Source organism: Staphylococcus sp. FSL W8-1207 (genome assembly GCF_038003745.1).
GTDB classification, from domain to species: Bacteria; Bacillota; Bacilli; order Staphylococcales; family Staphylococcaceae; genus Staphylococcus; species Staphylococcus equorum.
The window spans coordinates 164,609-185,132 of record NZ_JBBOPU010000002.1 but is presented as its reverse complement, the minus strand read 5'-3'; the positions used below and the strand labels follow the sequence as shown (position 1 = coordinate 185,132).

The window sequence follows — 20,524 nt, the reverse complement described above, 5'->3', positions numbered from 1 at the left end:
AATTGATGTGAGGATAAAATTTTAATTAAAAAAGATTTTCAAATTCTTTAATTCTATCGTATTCATATTTTTCTAAATTAAATCTAGTTGTTGGTCGTTCTCCTGATAAAAAGTTTTTCATACCTATAAATATCCCATTTTCACTATTTTCAACTTTAATAAAATCTGTATCATTTAAAAATTGAGTTGTTGTATCTAAATCTACTGATATGACTGGAGTTCCGACAAACATGCTTTCATAAACTACCAAACCTAGTCCTTCGTAATAAGAAGATAATACAAAAGCATCAACTTTATTGAGTAACAAATAAGGATTAGTCATCCGATCTAAAACTGTAATCGCATTTTTGGCTTTACTGTTGTGTATTTGTGAAAGAGTTTTATCTTTGATAGGACCATAAGAAGATAAAATATATAAACGTGTATTCTCATCTTCAGAATATACTTTCTCAAATGCTTTAATTAGTCGATCATGTCCTTTTTGTTGATCAAAGCGTCCAATATTAAAGAAAACTTTTATGTTAGGATCCTCAAGTTCTTTTAAGATCTGTAATTTTCGTAAACCAAATGTATTTTTGAAATGTTGTAAATTTAATAAATCTAAATTATTGCTATTATCATTAGTATTAACAGTTTGAGAATCATAAGAATAAAAATTAATATAATCTCTAACTATATCAGTATTCCTTAATAAATAATCATTATTAATATCTTCTGTTAATAATTTTAAAATCAATTTACTTCTATCAATTTTATCAGGAACAGTATCTATAAAATCATCTTCGATATGAGAAGTATATACATTTTTTATATACAGATCATAAAGTAAATATAAAATATTTTCGTTTTCAATTAAAACCTGTCTTTTTTCTTTTGTATTAGCATACTTAACTAAAGGTAATTTATTGAATTGATTTATAGTATCCTGGACCACTGAATCTTTAATACTCTCTTGATTTATAAAGAATAATGGCAATGATTGTACTAAGTTAGATTGAGTTGTGTCAAATGTTCTAAAATGAAATCTAACATTTAATAAAGTATCCATAAAATTTTCATTCATTAAATCATTAATTCTTGTTAATCCGAGGAAGTTGTTTGCCACGACAATATTTTTGAGATTGTATGAAAAATGGTTGTAAAACCCTTTTTTTAAATTATCGTTAACTAAAACTAAATTATTGGCGTTTTGCCAAGCATCTGAAACTAAAAATTTATTATAATTCTTTTTGTTTTTATAATCCTCAAACATATCAGTATGAACATAAATCATAGTATTAGTCCCTAGATCTTTTAAAAATACGACTAACTCTGAATATTTTGCTTCAAATCCAGTATAATGTATATAATACTCAGGCAAGTTATTACCAAAAATTCTAGAGATTTCTCTGTATTGGATATCTTTTAACTTATCAGAGAATCCAGCAGAATTCCCTTCAATTGAATATTGAGTGTGCAATGCTTTTTCATCTGAAGATAAGATTCTAATTCCTTCGATAGGATAAATTTTCACATTAGAAGGTAATAATTTTAAATTTTCCACACTATTACTATTTAAGGCGTTTTTTTCAAATAATATTATATAATTTCTGTTTTCTAGATTTACATTTTGCAATAAATTTTTCAAAGCAGCTGTTATACCAGTATCCCATAGCGGGCCTGCAAACATATAGACATTAGGCTTATTATTATAGACAGGGTATCTAATTATGCTCTCATTTTCATTTTCATTTAGCAAAAAGTCTACTACTTTTTTAGTACCATCCATTGAATCTAATGGTGCATACTTCTTAATGAAATTAGTATAATCAACATCTGTATTATCTACTATTGACTCCATTAAGGAGTTGATATTCGTAACAATTTCAAATGGATAGTTTCTTGGATCTTCATATAAACCCCTGGATTTACTGTATTCCTCAATATCATAGGTGAATAAAATAGTCTTTTTATTTTGAGTCGCAAAATCATACATTATAGAAGAATAGTCTGTAATTAAGCCATCAACCATACTTAAAAAATCATATAATTCATATTCTTCTGGAAAAGGTTTTATTTTTTGACCTGAAAATTTAAATTTATTAGAAACCATGGAATGTAATTTATAAAATACAATTATATTATCAGGTAAATTTTGTTCTAAAGTTGTTAAGACGTTAGATTCATTAAAATCGATATCTTTATCATTTTTACTACCTCTCCATGTAGGCATATAAATAAAAACTTTCTTATTCTCTAAGTTTAAACCCTGTTTGATTTCATTGCCTCTGTCTTTATTAAATAAACTTGAATTTCTTGGAGACGGTGACAAATAAACATCGGATTTTAGAACGTTATCTAAATCTAAGCTTTTTAAAAGTTTATCGATTGTATATTCATTAGATAAAAATAACGAATCTGCCATCATGAAGTTACGTGAAATATTACCAAATTGAATATATTCTCCTTCAATATGCTTTCCTAAAGTTTTTAACGGTGTACCATGCCAAAAATTGTAATATTTCTGATCGTTTCTTTTTGAAAAGAATGGATAAAAAGTGTTGTCATTAATTAGTACTTTGGAAGTAGCAAGTAAATAACCATAATCGTAAGATAGATGTTCGATAATATTGACCTTATTAATTCCATAACTATGCAAAAGAACTTTCAGTTTTTCTGGATGTTTTGTTACTACATAAGTATCGATTTTCCTATTATTTAGTTCTTTAGCAATAGCAAAGATATGACCATCGATACTCTTTCCATGTAGACTTTCTAACAATATAGCATTATTATTTATCTTCTCATTTTGACCTTCTAAAAATCCTTTTAGATATGGTTTAGAATAGTGAACAGAACCTTTATATTTTAAGACTTTTTTTAATTTCTCCCTTTTTTCTAATGAAACTTTTTCCCTAAATAACTTTCTGAATTTAAACATAAATCCTCCCATAAACTAACTGTAATATGTTAAATAAAATAATCATATAATATTTTGATGAAACCCACATAATAAATATGATATTATGACTTATAACATTATACTAAAATATTGAATTAAATGTAAGATGATTCTATAAAATATTTTTTATACATGATAAAATGTATGTAGGTGATATTATTGATAAATGTAAAATATATAGTTAGATATTTTTATAAAATTTTTAGATTATATTTAACAAATGAAAAAGTGAGGAATATTGCTTTTTATATTAATAAGAGAGAAAAAATAAGGGTTAGGGATAAATATATTTTATTTGAATCGTATCACGGATCAAATTTCACAGGAAATATTTATTCTATTTTTAATAGCATGGTGAAGAAAGATCTAGATTTCAAATATTTTATAGTACTAAAAGATTTAAATAACCCTATAAGAAGAAAAATAGAAAAAGAACATAAAAGAAATGTGGAATTTGTAAAATATGAAAGCTATAAATATTTTAAACTTTTGTCAAAATCTAAATATCTTATAAATGATACTTCGTTTATGTCTTATTTTATAAAGAGGGACAGTCAAATATATGTAAATACTTGGCATGGGACCCCAATAAAGAAACTTGGAAAGGATATTGAATCTAATTTTTTAAACAACCATAAAAATATTCAACGAAATATCGCTGCTGCTGATAAATTAATATTTCCTAATAAATTCACGAGCGACACTTTTGTTAATAGCTTAGATTTAAATGGTATATTAAATGCAGATATTGGTATCTATGGAAACGCAAGAATGGATTTAACGATTAATAGAGATAGAAATAATCTACAAAAGAAATATAAATTAGAAGAAGATAAGAAAATTGTGCTTTATGCCCCTACTTGGGAAGAAAACTTGGAGGACGGTAAAGAATATGCATTAAAGCTTAGTGAAGAGGTTTCAAAAATACAAGAAACTTTAGGGGAAGATTATAAAGTTTATCTTAAAACTCATTATTTTTTATATGAAAATATTAGAAAGTATGTGAATAATGAAATACTTATACCAAGTTGGTTTGAAACAAATGAATTACTTGTTTGTGTCGATATGTTAATCACAGATTATTCTAGTATTATGTTCGACTATTTACCACTTAACAGACCAGTGTATTTTTATTTACCTAATCATAACCAATATATTGAAAAACGAGGTATATATATTGATATTAAAAAATTACCTGGCCATGCGTCGTTTGATTTTTCAGATTTAATTAATACAATATTAATCGAGGAAACTCAATATAAAAATACATATATTAAGCAAAGAATTAATTTCTTGCAACTTTATTGTTATTTAGATGATGGAAGAGCGACTGAGAGAGCAATAGATTTTATATTGGGTGAAAAAAACGAAAATAAGCTATATAAAAATAATAAAAAAACTATAGTTATTTATGGTGGAGGTTTTTACAATAATGGCATTACTAAATCTCTATTAAATCTCAGTAATAATATTGATTATAATTTATATGAAGTAATAATTTTAGAGAACGAACGTTTATTTAAAGATAAAGTTACTAATATTGGTAAACTTAATTCTAATGTGAAAATATTTTATAATTTTTCAAAACCCTATAGTAGTGCCCTTGATATGTTTAATGAAAAAATGTATTTCAGTAGAGGTTATAGAAGTAAAATTGTCGATAAAGTTAAAATTAAAAAGAATTTTAATAGAGAATTCAAACGAACTTTTGGCGAAATAGAAGTAGATACTATAATTGATTATTCGGCATACAACTCATTTTATACTAGTTTAATTGGATTCTCCGATGTTAATAATAAAATTGTATTTCTTCATAATGATATGGAGAGAGAATTTTATAAAACTTCGTTTGTCAAAATAAGCTAGACAGTTTACCTACATCCATGTAACTCATAAATACTTCCAACGGGGTTTGATAATTCAATGACTTTCTGGGGATATGGTTCCTTCTGGTAGAGACGGAGGAAACAAACCGCTGGTCCACCTGATTGAAATCCATCCCCTTAGGCAATCCATCTGTCCGCAATAACCCATTGGAATGTTCATTCAACCCGCGCTGGGAAGGGGTGCCCGGATCAGCGAAATAGATGGAAAGATCATTCTGATTACTGATTGACCGCCAATTCGAGAATTCTTTGCCACAATCGAATGTAATGGATTTGAACAGGTTTCTGGGCACCTGATGACACCATGTGTTGAGCGTGGTTTCGATATCCTTCGCTGTTCTGCCTTCGGGTTTTAGCGTGATGATGGCTTTTGACAGGCGTTCAACCAATGTAATGATGGCACTTTTATGGTGGACACCGACAATCGTGTCGCCTTCAAGATGACCAAATTCTTCGTTGAATGCCGGATAATCCGTCTCTCTTTCAGAAATGTTCCGTTTGAATGTCTGTCTGCCCCGGCGTTCCTTATGACCGTTTGGTTTTCGCTTGCCTTTCATCGGCAGTGTAGAAATATCAAACTGCTGACGTTTGAATAGCCGGTACAGTGTCCGTCCCGAACAATTAATTGGGTGTTCCTCGCGACCAGTAATCACATCGGGGGTCCAGCCCTGAGCGACTTTTTCTTCAACATAGAGATGTTGATCGGCGGGTAGTACAGTCTGTTTTCTACCACAGCGTTTCTTGTTCTGCTTATAGCGCTTGTAATAATCCAGTGCCGTGTGCCCGTCTTTCAGAAAAGTCACCACATTGTGCACTGTTTGACGGGCCCGGCCCATCTGTCTTGAAATCTTTGTGACAGAGCTATTTTGATGGAAATAGGCTTCTATTATTATCAATTCATCCGTGCTAAGATGGGTGTAGGTCATTCGTGATCACTCCTATGATTTCTTTGGTTGGAAATTCATTTTGAGTGTATCACGAGTGGCTTTTCTTATGTGTCTAGCTTAATTTTACAATCGGCGAAATAATTGATAACAAGTATAAGCACCAATCAAATTTGAAAATATCATTTGAAGTCCTAAATAAATTTCATAAAATTATATCAGTTTCTGAAAGTGCAACTAGTGTTAATAAAAAGTTTTTATATCCAACATATATTGACGATTATAAAAAAATGTTTACTTTGAGTAATATAATTGATGGAGATAATGTTTTAGAAAAGGCTTCACAAGGGCATGAGAAAGTATATTATGATTTTGTAACTAAAAGTAATGTTAGCATAGAGAAAAAAGTAACTACATTTATTAATTTAGGAAGGTTGTCACCTGAAAAAAATCAAAAAGCGTTAATCGTAGCTTTTAATAAATTAATTCAATCAGATAAAAATGTAAAATTATATATAATTGGCGAAGGACCACTACTTGAAGAATTGATTAGCTGTATCAAAGATTTGAAGTTAGAGTACAAAGTATTATTATTAGGTTTTATAGATGATCCATTCAAACTTATGAATGACGCTAATTGTGTTATAATGCCTTCAATTTATGAAGGTCAGTGTATGGTTCTATTAGAAGCAAGAGTCTTACGTAAGCCGATAATTGCTACTGATGTTACGGGAATCAAATCAATAATTAGCAATGAAAATGGGCTGCTTATTAATACTAATATTGATGACATATACATAGGTATGTATAAGTTTATTCATGCTCAAATACCCTTTAAAAATTTTGATTTTAATGCATATAATAATGACATTATAGATTATTTTAATAATGTTATTATTAAATAATCTATAAGGAGAATTTAGATGATAACGTTAAGTATTATTGGAAGTTGTATAACAAGAGATGTTTTTAATAGCAAACATGTAACAAATTGGAAAAGCAATTACGAGGTTTTATCTTATCAATCTCAAATAACCTTTCCATCTTTAATGAGTAGGCCGATTGAGTATGATAAAAAGCATGCAGAATATAAAAATATGGATGATTTTTCAATTAACCAAATTCAAACAGAAATGAATAAAAGTATATTAAATGAGTTGATTGAAAATCAACCAGAATATATATTAATCGATTTTTATGGAGATTTATTTTTTGGTATCGTTAAAGATATAAATGGTGGTTATTTAACTAATAAAAGATGGCTTTTTTCAAGAACAAATATTTTCAACAATAATATAGAGAAGGGACAAACCTTATCATTTGAGAATAATTTAAAGAGTTATTATAAAATATGGAAAGAATCAATTGATAGCTTTTTTGATTTCATTAAAACTAATTTACCAAACACTAATTTGATACTACATCAATCTGAATTCGTTGATAGTTTTAAAATAGGGAATGTAACTAATTTTATAAAAGATGAAATTGGAATAGATAAAGATGTGAATTTTCTTAATGAAATATGGGATCATATGAATAAGTATATTATTAATAATTATAAAGTATTATTTATTGACCAAAGAAATAATTATAAATTAGATCCAGATCATATATGGGGAAGTCATTATGTACACTTTGAAAAACAATACTATATTGATTTTAAAAACAAATTAGATGAAATTATCATAAAAAGTGAACTTAACGACTATGATGAAAGAAAAAATAATGAAAAAGAAGTATCTAAAAATTTAGGGATAAAAGATTGGCAAATTATTAATAAGGTTCAAATACTTGATAAAGGAATTTTAAATATTAAAAGTGAAGGGAATTTGAATAATCAGTATCAACAATGCGCAAGTATTCCTGTTGATATTTCACCTTTTACAACGATAAAAATAAAATTCAAATTATATATAGACTCAAAAATAAAATTAGATGATAAAAGAATTCTTGCTGTTCGATCTTTTGATCAAAAGAGTAAATATAAACAAAATGATGCAAATCAATATATGTATATGCAACTAAAAGAATACCAACTTGATGAATGGATGGATATTGAATATGAAACTATTATCTTGGACGGTAATTATTTGAAAATTGTACCTATACTTTTTAGAAATGGAAATATATTTTATAAAGATTTCAATATTAATGTTAATTAAAATACAAAAACTATAAAAAGGAGAAATAAAATGAACAAGGTGAAAAAAGCTATAATACCAGCAGCTGGTTTAGGAACTAGGTTTTTACCAGCTACTAAAGCGATGCCAAAAGAAATGCTACCAATACTCGATAAACCAACAATTCAATATATTGTTGAAGAAGCAGCAAAGGCTGGAATAGAAGATATAATAATCGTAACAGGGAAACACAAACGTGCTATTGAGGATCATTTTGATATACAAAAAGAATTAGAAGATAATTTGTTTGAAAAAAATAAATTGGAGTTACTAGATAAAGTTAAATATTCAACAGATTTAGCAAATATTTTTTATGTGAGACAAAAAGAACAAAAAGGATTAGGTCATGCAATTTATACGGCTAAACAATTCATAGGAAATGAACCATTCGCAGTATTATTAGGTGATGATATTGTCGAGTCAGAAACTCCAGCAATACGACAGTTAATGGATATTTATGAAGAAAAGGAAAAGTCTGTTATAGGTGTGCAAACTGTTAAAGACAGTGAAACTCATAGGTATGGAATAATTTCCCCTAAATCAAAAGAAAATTCATTATATGAAGTTGAAAAATTCGTTGAAAAACCGAAACAGGGTAGTGCCCCATCTAATCTTGCGATTATGGGGAGGTATGTGTTATCTCCACGTATTTTTGATTATCTAGAGAACCAAACAATTGGTAGCGGCGGAGAAGTTCAACTTACAGATGCTATTGAACGTTTAAACAAAGATGATAAAGTATACTCTTATGATTTTGAAGGAGAACGTTATGATGTAGGGGAAAAAATAGGATTTGTTAAAACAACAATTGAATTTGCCTTGAAAGACAGTGGAATGAAAGCAGAAATTGAAGAGTATATTAAAGGGCTAAAACTTTGATATTATGATTAAATGATAATTCTAATAGGGCAGTTTAAAGTTATTTAGGTCTTTGTTGATAGTATGAGGTCTATCATCTGTTATTTGGATCTCTCCTATCTATTGATCTGTTAGCTATACTATGTGATTCTGGTAAGTTATCAATATAAGGTTGATGTTTTAATGATTTTTAAACGACTTTTTATTTCGAAACATACTTTACATGACTCTATTTTTAAAATAGTAGTAAATTCTTTTTGTATTATTTTGTATCAAATATATAAAGTAACTATAACAAATGTACAATTAAGTGGTGGACTTAAGATAATAAGCAATCAATTATACCTTTGGATGTAGCCATAATGTGAACAATTTAAACTTTCTAATTAGAGGATTATGTAGGTCATTATTATATGATCAATTAAATATAAGTTGTAGCCAAATGAGAGAAGATTTCTCATTTGGTTTTTTGTATTATTAAGACAAAATGATCATTTCGATTAGTAAAATAAAACATTGAATAATATATACTAATAATATTCTGTTTAATTAGAATATTGCAACTATATGGTGTTCAATGAAATAACCTAAAAATAATGAAAAATATTTATTAATGTCTTGTATTATGGTAATATCATTTTATAAAATATTAAGGTGGGATTTTATGAAGAAAAAGTTCGATTTTTTACCGAATAGGCAAAATAAATATTCAATAAGAAGAATGAGTGTGGGTACTACTTCAATATTATTGGGAGCAACTTTGATTTTTGGGATAGTTAATCATGAAGCAGACGCAGAGGAAAATAATACTACTAATGAAATATCATTCAACAATGCTAATAAAACTAGTGAAACAGGTAAATCTAATCTTCAATTAAAGCATGGTGGAGAAAGTGAAGTAGCTAATGTTTCTCGAAAAATGATGAGTAATGAATTAAAAGTAGAAAACAGCGAAGTAAAAGAAGAAGTACCAACAGAAAACAGTGAAGTAAAAGAAGAAGTACCAACAGAAAACAGTGAAGTAAAAGAAGAAGTACCAACAGAAAACAGTGAAGTAAAAGAAGAAGTACCAACAGAAAACAGTGAAGTAAAAGAAGAAGTACCAACAGAAAACAGTGAAGTAAAAGAAGAAGTACCAACAGAAAACAGTGAAGTAAAAGAAGAAGTACCAACAGAAAACAGTGAAGTAAAAGAAGAAGTACCAACAGAAAACAGTGAAGTAAAAGAAGAAGTACCAACAGAAAACAGTGAAGTAAAAGAAGAAGTACCAGCAGAAAACAGTGAAGTAAGAGAAGGAGCACCAGTAGAAAAAAATGAAGTAAAAGAAGAAGCACCAGTAGAAAAAAATGATGTAAGAGATAAACGCTCAGCAAATGAAATTCCGAATGAAGTACCAAAAGAACAACCAGAATATAATGATAAAATTATATCAGAGAAGAACGAAGAAACGAATTTGAAAAAACAGTCCAATACAAGAAATAATGAAAATGAGGAAAATAGATTAACTAAAGAGCTTAAAAACAAACAATTTAATGTAGAGCAACTAAAACCAAAGAAAGCAACAATTCCTCAAAATACTAAAAGAAATGAAAAAATAGTAAATGATTTTTATATAGAGAATAACATTGAAAAAAATGATCAAAAGAAGCTTAATAAATATTTACCAGAAAATATCTATGATTTATCATCAGAAGAAGTGAAAAAACAAATTTTAGCGCTTGCGTTGAGATATAATATTCTAAGAGAAAACTAAACCAATCGCAACGGCAAGATCTACTGAAAGAGCTGATTCAAATACAAAACCAAGAAAAATTTTGAATTCTAAAATCACTGGTAATGATGTAACCAATCAAGTGGATTTTACAAATACAACAATAAGCGTAAAAAATAATAAAATTAGACCTATTGATGCTGAAAGTTTTAAATTAACCATTTCTTTTAAAACTAAAACAGCAATTAAATCAGGTGATTATTTTAAATTTAAAGGTTCTTATAATACCATCAGTGATGATTTAAATCATGGCAATACAAGCGCACCAACAATTAAAGATAAGGATGGTAATATCATTGCCTTAGGTGTGTATAATCCAAAAACAAAAGAGTATACATATACTTTTACTGATTTTGCAGACAACAAAAAGAATATCAGCTGTAATATAAAACTTTCACAGTATATTGATAGAGATACGGTTCGTAATAGTTCAAATGAAAGAATTACTTATACATTTGGTGACAAAATTGTTTCACAAAATATAAGTGTTATCTATGATAGTGGCTATGAAGAGCAAGCATCATCGAATATTGGCTCAGCATTTACACATTATAATAGTGAAACAAAAAAATATGAACAAACTATTTATATTAATCCTAAGAAAAAAACAGCGTATAATTCAAAAGTTCTTATTAAAGGTTACAAAGATAAATTAGGTGATAGTTCAGCTCAAATAAATAGAAATACGCAGATTAAAATTTATAAAGTAAGAAATGGAGTTACTTTAAATGACAGTTACTACAATGATGAAGCAAATCTTATAGATGTAACTAATCAATTTAAATTCACAGAATATCTTAATGCAGTTGGAATTGATTTTGGTAATTTATTTGGACATTCTTATGTAATTAAAGTAGTATCTATGGAAAATGAATCACTTAAAAAAGATTTAATACAGTCAGTAGATATGTATTCTACAAGTCAATATGGTGTTTATAATTATGTAAATTACTATAATTTTATCAAATTAACAGACAATTCGGCAGAAGGCGAAGGTGAAGAAGAATCAGAATCAATTAGTGAAAGTGAATCATTGAGTGAAAGTACGTCAATAAGTGACTCTGAGTCAGTAAGCGAAAGCGAGTCATTAAGCGAGAGTGAATCAATTAGCGAAAGTGAGTCATTAAGCGAGAGCGAGTCGATCAGCGAAAGCGAATCATTGAGTGAAAGTACGTCAATAAGTGACTCAGAGTCAGTGAGCGAGAGTGAATCAATAAGTGAAAGTGAGTCGTTAAGTGAGAGTGAATCATTGAGTGAGAGCGAATCGTTAAGTGAGAGCGAATCAATTAGCGAAAGTGAGTCATTAAGTGAGAGCGAGTCAATCAGCGAAAGCGAATCATTGAGTGAAAGTACGTCAATAAGTGACTCAGAGTCAGTGAGCGAGAGTGAATCAATAAGTGAAAGTGAGTCATTAAGCGAGAGCGAATCAATAAGTGAAAGTGAGTCGTTAAGTGAGAGCCAATCAATAAGTGAAAGTGAGTCGTTAAGCGAAAGCGAGTCATTAAGCGAGAGCGAATCAATAAGTGAAAGTGAGTCAATAAGTGAAAGTGAGTCGTTAAGTGAGAGCCAATCAATAAGTGAAAGTGAGTCGTTAAGTGAGAGCGAATCAATCAGCGAAAGTGAATCAATAAGTGACTCGGAGTCAGTGAGCGAGAGTGAATCAATTAGCTAAAGTGAGTCATTAAGCGAGAGCGAGTCGATCAGCGAAAGCGAATCATTGAGTGAAAGTACGTCAATAAGTGATTCAGAGTCATTGAGTGAGAGTGAGTCATTAAGCGAAAGTGAATCAATAAGTGAAAGTGAGTCATTAAGTGAAAGTGAGTCATTAAGTGAAAGTGAGTCGTTAAGTGAGAGCGAATCAATAAGTGAAAGTGAGTCATTAAGCGAAAGCGAGTCATTAAGCGAAAGCGAGTCATTAAGCGAGAGTGAGTCATTGAGTGAGAGCGAGTCATTAAGCGAGAGCGAATCAATTAGCGAAAGTGAGTCATTAAGTGAGAGTGAATCATTAAGTGAGAGTGAATCATTAAGCGAGAGCGAGTCGATAAGCGAAAGCGAATCATTGAGTGAAAGTGAGTCATTAAGTGAAAGTGAGTCGTTAAGTGAGAGCGAATCAATCAGCGAAAGTGAGTCATTGAGCGAAAGTGAATCGTTAAGTGAGAGTGAGTCATTAAGCGAAAGTGAATCATTGAGTGAGAGCGAGTCAATTAGTGAAAGTGAGTCATTAAGTGAAAGTGAATCAAATGATGAAAGACATAAGAATAAAACATATGAAGAGATAGATGACAAAAAAACGGAAGACAAAGAATTACCAGATACTGGGAGCAATAATAAAAATAATGGTTTGATTGCTGTTGTAACTGCTCTCTTAGGAATGGCTCTGTTAAGAAAACGAAGAAGAAAAAATACTGAAACCAATTAATTAGCTAATAATTTATTTAATCATAAAATACCAAGTAGCTAGATCAGTTTCGGTTAATAATGAGCTGATCTCATAATTTGAAAATGAGATTGGCTTTTTATTGCGTAAAGTTAAAATGCAGTTTATATTTGCTTTTAAAATAGTATTTTGGATAGCAGTATTTATTTTGAATATGTCAAAATTATGGAAAATAAATATGGTTGGTAAAAGAGTTTCTAATCCCTTAATTTTTGATTAATAGTTATAATTATCGTTTTTTTTAAATTTCTATAATTGTACTTTATGTTGTATAGTATATAAATACTCTATAAATTCTGGTTTTATAACTGTTTTGCGTAGAGAAAGAATTTTGATGTTTTGCTTATAAATAAAACTATTGAATAAATTATATTATTATATAAAATCTGTATAGAAAGGAAATTAAAAAATTGGAAACAAGAGATTTAATTATAGAAACAGGCCAGAAATTATTGATTGAAAAAGGATATTATTCATTAAAAATTGCTGATATTTGTAAAGAGGCTGGACTAGGTAAAGGGACTTTTTATTACCATTTTGAACATAAAGGTCAATTAATAGATATTATTGGAATGAGAATGATAAATGCAATGGAATACGAAATAAACTACTTGGATGATAAAAAGGAGACAGAGGAAATCATTCGAGATTTATTTAATGTTTTTATTAATTTTACAGTCGGAAAAAGCGTGTTGATAAATCGATTGATAGAAGCATCTAGTGAAAGTGCAGTAATGAATGGTGTGCGTACAGGTTATAAACCTTTCAGAAAGATAATTGCTATGAAATTATTTAATGATGAATCAGAAGTATCAGTTTTTAAAGCAAAAATGATTTTAGGTATTATTGATTTTTATATAAAAGAAGACATTTTAGAAAATGATTGTAGCAGCAATGGCAAGGTGTTAGCGTCTTATATAACAATGATAACAGACGGTATTAACGGAATTTCAAATCAGCATTTCCAAGAATAATTAAAAGATTAAAAAATAAGATAAAATTATTATATTAACCTTGTTTTATATTACATCTTCAAAAAGTATGCAAGATATATTCTATGATGGAATGTTCAATGGCAATAGAATCGAAATTATTAAGAGTTACAATTTTTATTAGTAACTGACCAAAAGTCAGTTATTGGTAAAAAGTAAATTTACGTAATAACGTATGTTGAAGATTGAAAATAATACAACGATATAAGTTATAAACACAACTGAATTAGTCAGAAAATGTGAAACTCCAAGCTAATTGAAAAAATGAAAATAAATTAACTAATCATAAAAAAGTAAGAAGGTATCAATATGAGTAACAATGAAATAGGAAATAATGTTTTAGATAGAATGAATCAAGAAATCGAACAAGAATTAAGTGATTACGATGTTGAAAAAGAACCAAAAAAAGAGAAAAAGCAATTTTTAACACTTCAGTTTATTTCCACATTTATTTTAGTTCTTTTAATAATAATAAATTTAATGAAAGTATTTATTTAATATAAAGGTAAATTATAATGAGGTGCGAAGGTGACTATTTATAATATTAATTTAGGAATTGGGTGGGCGAGTAGTGGTGTTGAATATGCACAATTTTACAGAGCTCAGTTATTAAGAAGTTGTAGCCAAAAAGTTAAGTTTGTTTTTTTAGATTTTACTGATAAAGAGAATATTCAAACTTTAACTGAAAATATTGGTTTTTATGATGAGGAAATAGTGTGGTTATATCAATATTTTACAAATGTGAAAATAGCATCTACAAGTGTCACAATAGATGAAATAATAGAACAATTGCATTCTGAAGTAACAAAGATCGAAAATAGTGGCAAAACGAGACGATTATATTATAATAACAACAAAAATTATGCAGTCTGTTATTTGAAATATGAAGATAACGAAGTTGTCGACAGAGTGGAGTACTATTCAAATGGAAAGCTGCTTAAAAGAGATTATTTCACATATGTTCGTGTACTGTCAGAACACTTCGCTCCAGAGGATAATGTTGCGAAACTCTATATGAGATCGTTTTATAATGAGGACGGCTCGATAGCATATAATGAATATGTGAACGATGATGAAAGTATGTTTGTTTTTGAAAATAAAGTCTTATATACAAAGCAAGAATTTATAGCGTATTTCTTAGAGAGTCTAGAGTTAACTAGTAAAGATATAATAATAGTTGACCGTTCTAAAAATGTCGGACAAACAATTATTCAAAACAAAGGTGAAGCGCACTTAGGCATAGTCATCCATGCTGAGCATTATAATCAGTCATCAACAAATTCAACTTATATTCTATGGAATAATCATTATGAATATGTTTTTATGAATGAAAATGAAATTGACTTCTTTATTACAGCGACTGATATTCAAAATAGGCTGTTAACTGAGCAATTTAAAAAATATTATCATAAAGTTCCCAAGATATATACTATTCCTGTTGGTAGCTTGAATACTTTAATTAAACCTAATCAAAGAAAATCTTATTCAATTATTACAGCTTCAAGATTAGCTCATGAAAAGCATGTTGATTGGTTAGTAAAAGCTGTGTTGAAGGCTAAAAAATCAGTTCCTCAAATTACATTTGATATATATGGAGAAGGCGGTCAAAAACAAATATTAACAGATTTGATTAAAACGAATAATGCATGGGACTATATCAAATTAAAAGGACATGTGAATTTAAATCAAGTGTATAAAGACTATGAGCTGTTTCTATCAGGATCTACGAGTGAAGGCTTTGGTTTAACTTTAATGGAAGCGATAGGCTCAGGTTTAGGTATAATCGGATTTGATGTTAATTATGGGAACCCGACATTTATCAGAAATCAAAAAATGGTTATTTAATACCTATTGATTTAAATGAACAAGCTGAAGACGATATTATAAATCATATAGCTAATAATATTGTTCGATTTTTTGAAAGTGATATTAGCCAATTTCACGAAGTGTCCTATAAAATCGCAGATAAATTCACGCAAACTGTTGTAATACAAAAATGGAATAACTTAATTAACGAGGTGTTGTATGATTAATTTATTTGGAGTTTTTGATAAAAAAGCAATTGTGCTGTTTAAATCGTTCAAACATGCTGGTATACAGAGAAAAACAATTGTTATAGAAGAGAATGGGTTTTTACCAGATGATGTACTAACACCGTATAACTTTTTCGCCGGTAGCCATGAAACAATCTCACGCCCATTATTTTTTAATGAAGTGAAAATACCGAGATTTTGGAAGATAGAAGGTAATAATAATGGTGCATTCATCAAAAACTCAGATGAAATTAAGGCAAGAATTATTTATAAAAAGAATTATAAACAGAGAATTGTTGAACGTGTCGAATGGTTGAATAAACGTGGACATACACAATATATAGATTATTACAATAAACAAGGAAAGAAGTATGCACAAGTAATTTTAGATGCGAATTCACAAAGAAGAATTTTAAAAAGATATTTCAACCATGCTAATGAAGAATTCATGGTAGAGAATTTTGTGACAAATGACATTATGTTATTTTGGAATGATAAAGAATACTTTTTCCACTCTAAAATTCAGTTTGTTAAATTTTATCTTAATGTTACACAAGTTGAAACTGAAGATTTTTTGATTAATTCATTTTTAGTTCCTGCAGCAGTCCTTAATGGATTGCCTAATTCAGGAAACGACAGTATTTTTTGGCAAGGCGATATTACAAATGATATTATTAAACATATGGAAAATGTGCTTGAAAAGGGGAAGAAATCTTATAAAATTATTATACCAAGTCAGTCTGCTTACCAAAATGTAATAGACTTAATTGATGAAAAATATCATAATCGAATCTTCCAATCTGGTTATGTTTATAAATTCGTTAAATCCAATAATTATACTAATAAGGTTTTAACATTAACAAATTCTGATCAATTACCGCATTTAGAAAAAATGGTGCAAGATTACCCCAATATATTCTTTCATGTTGCGGCAAAAACTGAAATGTCTATGAAATTGTTACATTTGAATAAATATTCAAATGTAAATTTATATCCAAATGCTAAAAGGGAAAAATTTATTTCTCTATATAAACAATGTGATATTTATTTAGATATAAATAAAGGTTCTGAAATACTAGACGCAGTTCGTGCAGCATTTGACTATAATTTATTAATATTAGGATACAATACAACTGCCCATAATAAAGATGTTACTTCAGATGCCAACCTATTTGATGAAGCAATCCCTGAAACTTTAAGTAATACATTAAAACAGGTAATAGAAGACAAATCAAACTTAGAGGATCGACTGCAATTACAGTTGCAACAAGCTGGGTCTATTAGTAAAGATGAGTTTATAAAATCATTGAATCATTAAATTAATTTATAAATACTCACACTTAAGGTATGATATTTATGACTAATAGTACATACATTCCAAAATCGGAAAGGGAAATTTATATGAAATCAATTTTACTTATAGGGCAGTCTAATATGGCCGGGCGTGGCTTTATCGATAGCGTGAAGCCAATCGTAGATGAGCGCATTCAAGTGTTGAAAAATGGTAGATGGCAAATGATGGACGAGCCGATACATAGTGATCGTTCTGTTGCAGGTATTGGCCCCGCAGCATCGTTTGCTAAATTGTGGTTAGATGATCATCCAGATGAAACAATTGGCTTAATCCCGTGTGCAGATGGTGGTACAACGATTGATGATTGGTCAGAGGATCAAGTGTTAACACGACATGCGATTTCTGAAGCTGAATTTGCGATGGAAAGCAGTGAACTTATCGGTATATTATGGCATCAAGGTGAAAGTGATAGTTTAGAGGGTAAGCATCTTGACTACGAAATTAAGTTAAATCAAGTTGTGGATCATTTTAGACAAGCGCTTAATGCACCTCAACTGCCATTCGTAATGGGCTTGCTAGGAGACTTCTTAGGCAAAGCAGCATTTGGTCAAAGTGCATCAGAATACACTCAAATTAATGAAGTGATTACAACTGTAGCAGAAGCAAAAGATAACTGTTTCTATGTAACGGCACAAGGTTTAACAGCCAATCCTGATGAGATTCATATCGATGCCCAGTCACAGCGCTTATTCGGTATGCGATATTATGCAGCATTTTCACAAGGTGACAACATTAAAGACCCGTTACCAGATGAAAAGAAAGCGGATCATTTATTATATAAAAAAGAATATACAAAGAATGAACAAATGTATATGTTAGTAGCACGATTATCTAAGAATGAGATAACTTACCAAACATTTACAGAAGAAATGGCAAAGATGTATTAAAGTGATTACCCAGGAAATTTTAAAGTTTACACAAAATCCCCCAACAATACGCACACTTTTTAGGTGATGCTATTGCTGGGGTATTTTTAATACGCTATTGTCAAAAATCTACTCAACACGACCGTTTGTAATCTGTGTTAATCCTTCATTTATAGTGAATATTTTGGCGTTGATTTCCGTAACTCCCATAGTGTTGAGTCGTTCGCTATGCATATTTAAGTAACTTTCAGCATGCGCTTTACTGTCGAAGGCGTAAATACCACCTGCTTCTTTTGCTGTTTCGTTCTCGGTCCAAATTTTCCATAAAAATTCTGGTTCATCATTAATCGATTTTGCTAAATCCTCGAATTGTCGTGCCATTTCATCTCCAAACGGACCATCTAAAGGAAAATCGACTTGTAAGATATGTACCATAAAAAATCATCCTTTCTAATTTCATAATCATATATTCACTATACATGTTTAAATCATATACTGGTAAAATTTCAACTGCTTAAGTTAAAAAATCTAATTTAATTCTGATAATAATTTTAATATATAAAAGAGAAAATCCTTGCAATTAACATGATTTGGAGTATGATGAAGGTGAATAATTACACTTGCCAAAAAGGAAACTACAAAATAGGAGTGATTTATTATGAATAAAGTAGTAAAGTTACTATCTTCAACAGTCATAGTATCAACACTTGTCGTAGGTTCTTCCGCAGCGTATATAACGAGTAATAATCAAGAAGTCAAAGCGCAGTCAGAGCAAGTACAGAAATGGGGGCACGGTGAAGGTGGCGCTAGCGGTGCCAACACTGAAAGTAGTGCGAGTGGTGTAGAATTAAAAGCTGAAACACCATGGTATAACTACGAAGGTTATACAACATATGATGCTTCATTTACACAAGATTACAACTTTGTAAGAGCGTTAAAATATGATAATGTCTCAATCGATGGCTATAAAGTAGATCCAAAAGCAGACTCTAAAGTTGAATATAACGAAACAACTTATGATACAACAGCATCATTTAATAAAGATGATGAAGTTGTTCAAACAACTTTCTTCACTAAACCAGATTCAGTTTCAAAGGATACGTTTAAAGATGCACACAGTTCTAATGAAATAACTGAAGAAGGAAAACTTGGTAACGAGGATGGCACGTTTGTAAAATATAAAACAAATGAAGGCAGCTACACAGCGTTCTTTGATACAAAAGATAATTTAATGGAAATGACTATAAGCCAATAGCCATACAGAATAATGAGTTACAGTTATTATAAAGTATGACTCGTTCACTCCTCATTGTTAGTGATTATGACAATGAGGGGTTTTTATTGTAGAAGCAAAAATTTAGGGATTTATAAATAATTGTATTTTTGTAATATAATAATTATAGTTAGCATAAGCATAAGGGTATATTTAAATTAAGGGGAGATGGATAGTTATGAAAAAAGTTTTTTGGGGTTTAGTGTTTAGTGCATTATTTTTCATGATGAGCAATGGTACGGTATCAGCGAATGAATTTGATAAAATAGAAAAAGATAATAATACAACAGTTGGGGTATATGGTATTAATACTGAGAATGGTAAAAAAGTTCAACACAATGCGAATGAACGGTTTGCATTTGCTTCTACTTTTAAAGCCATCGCGAGCGGTGTGTTATTAAATAATTATTCAGATAAAGATTTAAATAAAAAAATAACAATTAATGAAGCAGATATTGTAGAATATTCACCGGTAACTGAAAATTACATAGGCAAACAGATGACGCTTAAAGATTTAATTAAAGCATCTATGTTACAAAGTGATAATACGGCTAATAATAAAATAATGGAAGAACTTGGTGGCGTTAAAGGCTTTAAACATGAGTTGAAGCAATTGGGTGACAATATTTCTAATCCACAACGCTTAGAACCGGAGTTAAATCTTTATGATCCAAATAGTACAGCCGATACTACAACACCTAGAGCTGCAGCACAGACATTAAATACAATTTTAACAAGTGACCAAATAAGTGACGGGAATTTAGATTTACTGAAACAAGTTATGATTGAAAATGAAACAGGCGATAGTTTAATTAAAGCAGGTGTACCAGACAACTATATCGTTGGAGATAAAAGTGGTCAGGGCTTAACATATGCTACGCGTAATGATTTAGCATTTATCTATCCAGATAAACATAAAAAGCCAATCATTCTTGCAATTTATACAAAACAAGATGACAAAGATGGTCAGCCAGATGATAAAGTGATTGCAGATGCTGCTGAAGAAGCAATTGCGCAATTACGCTAAGTTAATAAAATGATGATAGGGC

At 29.5% G+C, this 20,524-nt stretch carries 15 protein-coding genes and 2 pseudogenes; 14 read left to right on the top strand and 3 right to left on the bottom strand.

What is annotated here, in order from left to right; genetic code table 11:
* Positions 1 to 25 precede the first annotated feature (25 nt).
* Positions 26 to 2,920 carry a CDP-glycerol glycerophosphotransferase family protein gene (locus tag NSR03_RS10565; RefSeq protein WP_069821065.1) on the bottom strand — a complete coding sequence of 965 codons (2,895 nt, stop codon included), beginning with the start codon at positions 2,918 to 2,920 and terminating at the stop codon, positions 26 to 28.
* Between the two features lie 180 nt (positions 2,921 to 3,100).
* Here NSR03_RS10565 and NSR03_RS10560 point away from each other — a divergent pair, with 180 nt between their 5' ends.
* The gene (locus NSR03_RS10560) at positions 3,101 to 4,807 is read left to right on the top strand and encodes a CDP-glycerol glycerophosphotransferase family protein (RefSeq protein WP_340719233.1); all 1,707 of its coding nucleotides are present in this window, start codon (positions 3,101 to 3,103) and stop codon (positions 4,805 to 4,807) included.
* On the opposite strand, the gene NSR03_RS10555 is transcribed toward NSR03_RS10560, so the two are convergent.
* Positions 4,794 to 5,753: an IS30 family transposase gene (locus NSR03_RS10555; protein ID WP_040762886.1), complete on the bottom strand. Its 960-nt coding sequence runs from the start codon at positions 5,751 to 5,753 to the stop codon at positions 4,794 to 4,796. The genes NSR03_RS10560 and NSR03_RS10555 overlap by 14 nt on opposite strands.
* Before the next feature lie 131 nt (positions 5,754 to 5,884).
* On the opposite strand from NSR03_RS10555, the gene NSR03_RS10550 reads away from it, so the two are divergent.
* The 11 genes and pseudogenes from NSR03_RS10550 (at position 5,885) to NSR03_RS10500 (ending at position 18,223) form a co-directional block, all read left to right on the top strand.
* Entirely contained in the window at positions 5,885 to 6,616 is a 732-nt protein-coding gene (locus NSR03_RS10550) for a glycosyltransferase (RefSeq protein ID WP_141714507.1), read from the top strand.
* 18 nt (positions 6,617 to 6,634) lie between these two features.
* On the top strand, positions 6,635 to 7,873 hold the full coding sequence (locus NSR03_RS10545) for a DUF6270 domain-containing protein (RefSeq protein WP_069821232.1): 1,239 nt from the start codon (positions 6,635 to 6,637) through the stop codon (positions 7,871 to 7,873).
* Positions 7,874 to 7,903: 30 nt separating this feature from the next.
* Entirely contained in the window at positions 7,904 to 8,770 is an 867-nt protein-coding gene (galU, locus tag NSR03_RS10540) for a UTP--glucose-1-phosphate uridylyltransferase GalU (protein WP_069821231.1), read from the top strand.
* Between the two features lie 643 nt (positions 8,771 to 9,413).
* Positions 9,414 to 9,602, top strand: a pseudogene (locus tag NSR03_RS14480) (YSIRK-type signal peptide-containing protein); the annotation flags it as partial.
* A gap of 961 nt (positions 9,603 to 10,563) precedes the next feature.
* Positions 10,564 to 12,192: a fibrinogen-binding adhesin SdrG C-terminal domain-containing protein gene (locus NSR03_RS10530; RefSeq protein WP_340719231.1), complete on the top strand. Its 1,629-nt coding sequence runs from the start codon at positions 10,564 to 10,566 to the stop codon at positions 12,190 to 12,192.
* A 45-nt stretch (positions 12,193 to 12,237) separates the two neighbouring features.
* Positions 12,238 to 12,939 carry an LPXTG cell wall anchor domain-containing protein gene (locus NSR03_RS10525; protein WP_340719230.1) on the top strand — a complete coding sequence of 234 codons (702 nt, stop codon included), beginning with the start codon at positions 12,238 to 12,240 and terminating at the stop codon, positions 12,937 to 12,939.
* Positions 12,940 to 13,367: 428 nt separating this feature from the next.
* The gene (locus NSR03_RS10520; protein ID WP_069821033.1) at positions 13,368 to 13,931 is read left to right on the top strand and encodes a TetR/AcrR family transcriptional regulator; all 564 of its coding nucleotides are present in this window, start codon (positions 13,368 to 13,370) and stop codon (positions 13,929 to 13,931) included.
* A 327-nt stretch (positions 13,932 to 14,258) separates the two neighbouring features.
* Positions 14,259 to 14,447, top strand: a complete 189-nt coding sequence (locus tag NSR03_RS10515) for a hypothetical protein (protein ID WP_069821032.1) — start codon at positions 14,259 to 14,261, stop codon at positions 14,445 to 14,447.
* Positions 14,448 to 14,477: 30 nt separating this feature from the next.
* A pseudogene (gtfA, locus tag NSR03_RS10510) lies at positions 14,478 to 15,982 on the top strand (accessory Sec system glycosyltransferase GtfA).
* Complete coding sequence (gene gtfB, locus NSR03_RS10505; protein ID WP_069821031.1) at positions 15,975 to 17,300, top strand: accessory Sec system glycosylation chaperone GtfB; 1,326 nt, start codon at positions 15,975 to 15,977, stop codon at positions 17,298 to 17,300. The pseudogene gtfA and the gene gtfB overlap by 8 nt, the downstream one beginning before the upstream one ends.
* 83 nt (positions 17,301 to 17,383) lie before the next feature.
* Positions 17,384 to 18,223, top strand: coding sequence for a sialate O-acetylesterase (locus NSR03_RS10500; RefSeq protein ID WP_069821030.1), 840 nt, complete (start codon positions 17,384 to 17,386; stop codon positions 18,221 to 18,223).
* A gap of 108 nt (positions 18,224 to 18,331) precedes the next feature.
* Here the strand turns inward: NSR03_RS10500 and NSR03_RS10495 are convergent, their stop codons facing one another.
* On the bottom strand, positions 18,332 to 18,637 hold the full coding sequence (locus NSR03_RS10495; protein ID WP_069821029.1) for a monooxygenase: 306 nt from the start codon (positions 18,635 to 18,637) through the stop codon (positions 18,332 to 18,334).
* A 223-nt stretch (positions 18,638 to 18,860) separates the two neighbouring features.
* Here NSR03_RS10495 and isaB point away from each other — a divergent pair, with 223 nt between their 5' ends.
* A complete protein-coding gene (gene isaB / locus NSR03_RS10490) occupies positions 18,861 to 19,457 on the top strand; it encodes an immunodominant staphylococcal antigen IsaB family protein (protein ID WP_069821028.1) in 597 nt (198 codons plus the stop codon).
* Positions 19,458 to 19,653: 196 nt separating this feature from the next.
* Positions 19,654 to 20,502, top strand: coding sequence for a class A beta-lactamase (gene bla / locus NSR03_RS10485; protein ID WP_069821027.1), 849 nt, complete (start codon positions 19,654 to 19,656; stop codon positions 20,500 to 20,502).
* Positions 20,503 to 20,524 lie beyond the last annotated feature (22 nt).

Bases quoted from the DNA above. Each gene is read 5' to 3' on its own strand.
- gtfB (WP_069821031.1), top strand. From the start codon at position 15,975: ATGATTAATTTATTTGGAGTTTTTGATAAAAAAGCAATTGTGCTGTTT.
- NSR03_RS10545 (WP_069821232.1), top strand. From the start codon at position 6,635: ATGATAACGTTAAGTATTATTGGAAGTTGTATAACAAGAGATGTTTTT.
- NSR03_RS10515 (WP_069821032.1), top strand. From the start codon at position 14,259: ATGAGTAACAATGAAATAGGAAATAATGTTTTAGATAGAATGAATCAA.
- NSR03_RS10500 (WP_069821030.1), top strand. From the start codon at position 17,384: ATGAAATCAATTTTACTTATAGGGCAGTCTAATATGGCCGGGCGTGGC.
- bla (WP_069821027.1), top strand. From the start codon at position 19,654: ATGAAAAAAGTTTTTTGGGGTTTAGTGTTTAGTGCATTATTTTTCATG.
- NSR03_RS10495 (WP_069821029.1), bottom strand. From the start codon at position 18,637: ATGGTACATATCTTACAAGTCGATTTTCCTTTAGATGGTCCGTTTGGA.
- NSR03_RS10565 (WP_069821065.1), bottom strand. From the start codon at position 2,920: ATGTTTAAATTCAGAAAGTTATTTAGGGAAAAAGTTTCATTAGAAAAA.
- isaB (WP_069821028.1), top strand. From the start codon at position 18,861: ATGAATAAAGTAGTAAAGTTACTATCTTCAACAGTCATAGTATCAACA.
- galU (WP_069821231.1), top strand. From the start codon at position 7,904: ATGAACAAGGTGAAAAAAGCTATAATACCAGCAGCTGGTTTAGGAACT.
- NSR03_RS10555 (WP_040762886.1), bottom strand. From the start codon at position 5,753: ATGACCTACACCCATCTTAGCACGGATGAATTGATAATAATAGAAGCC.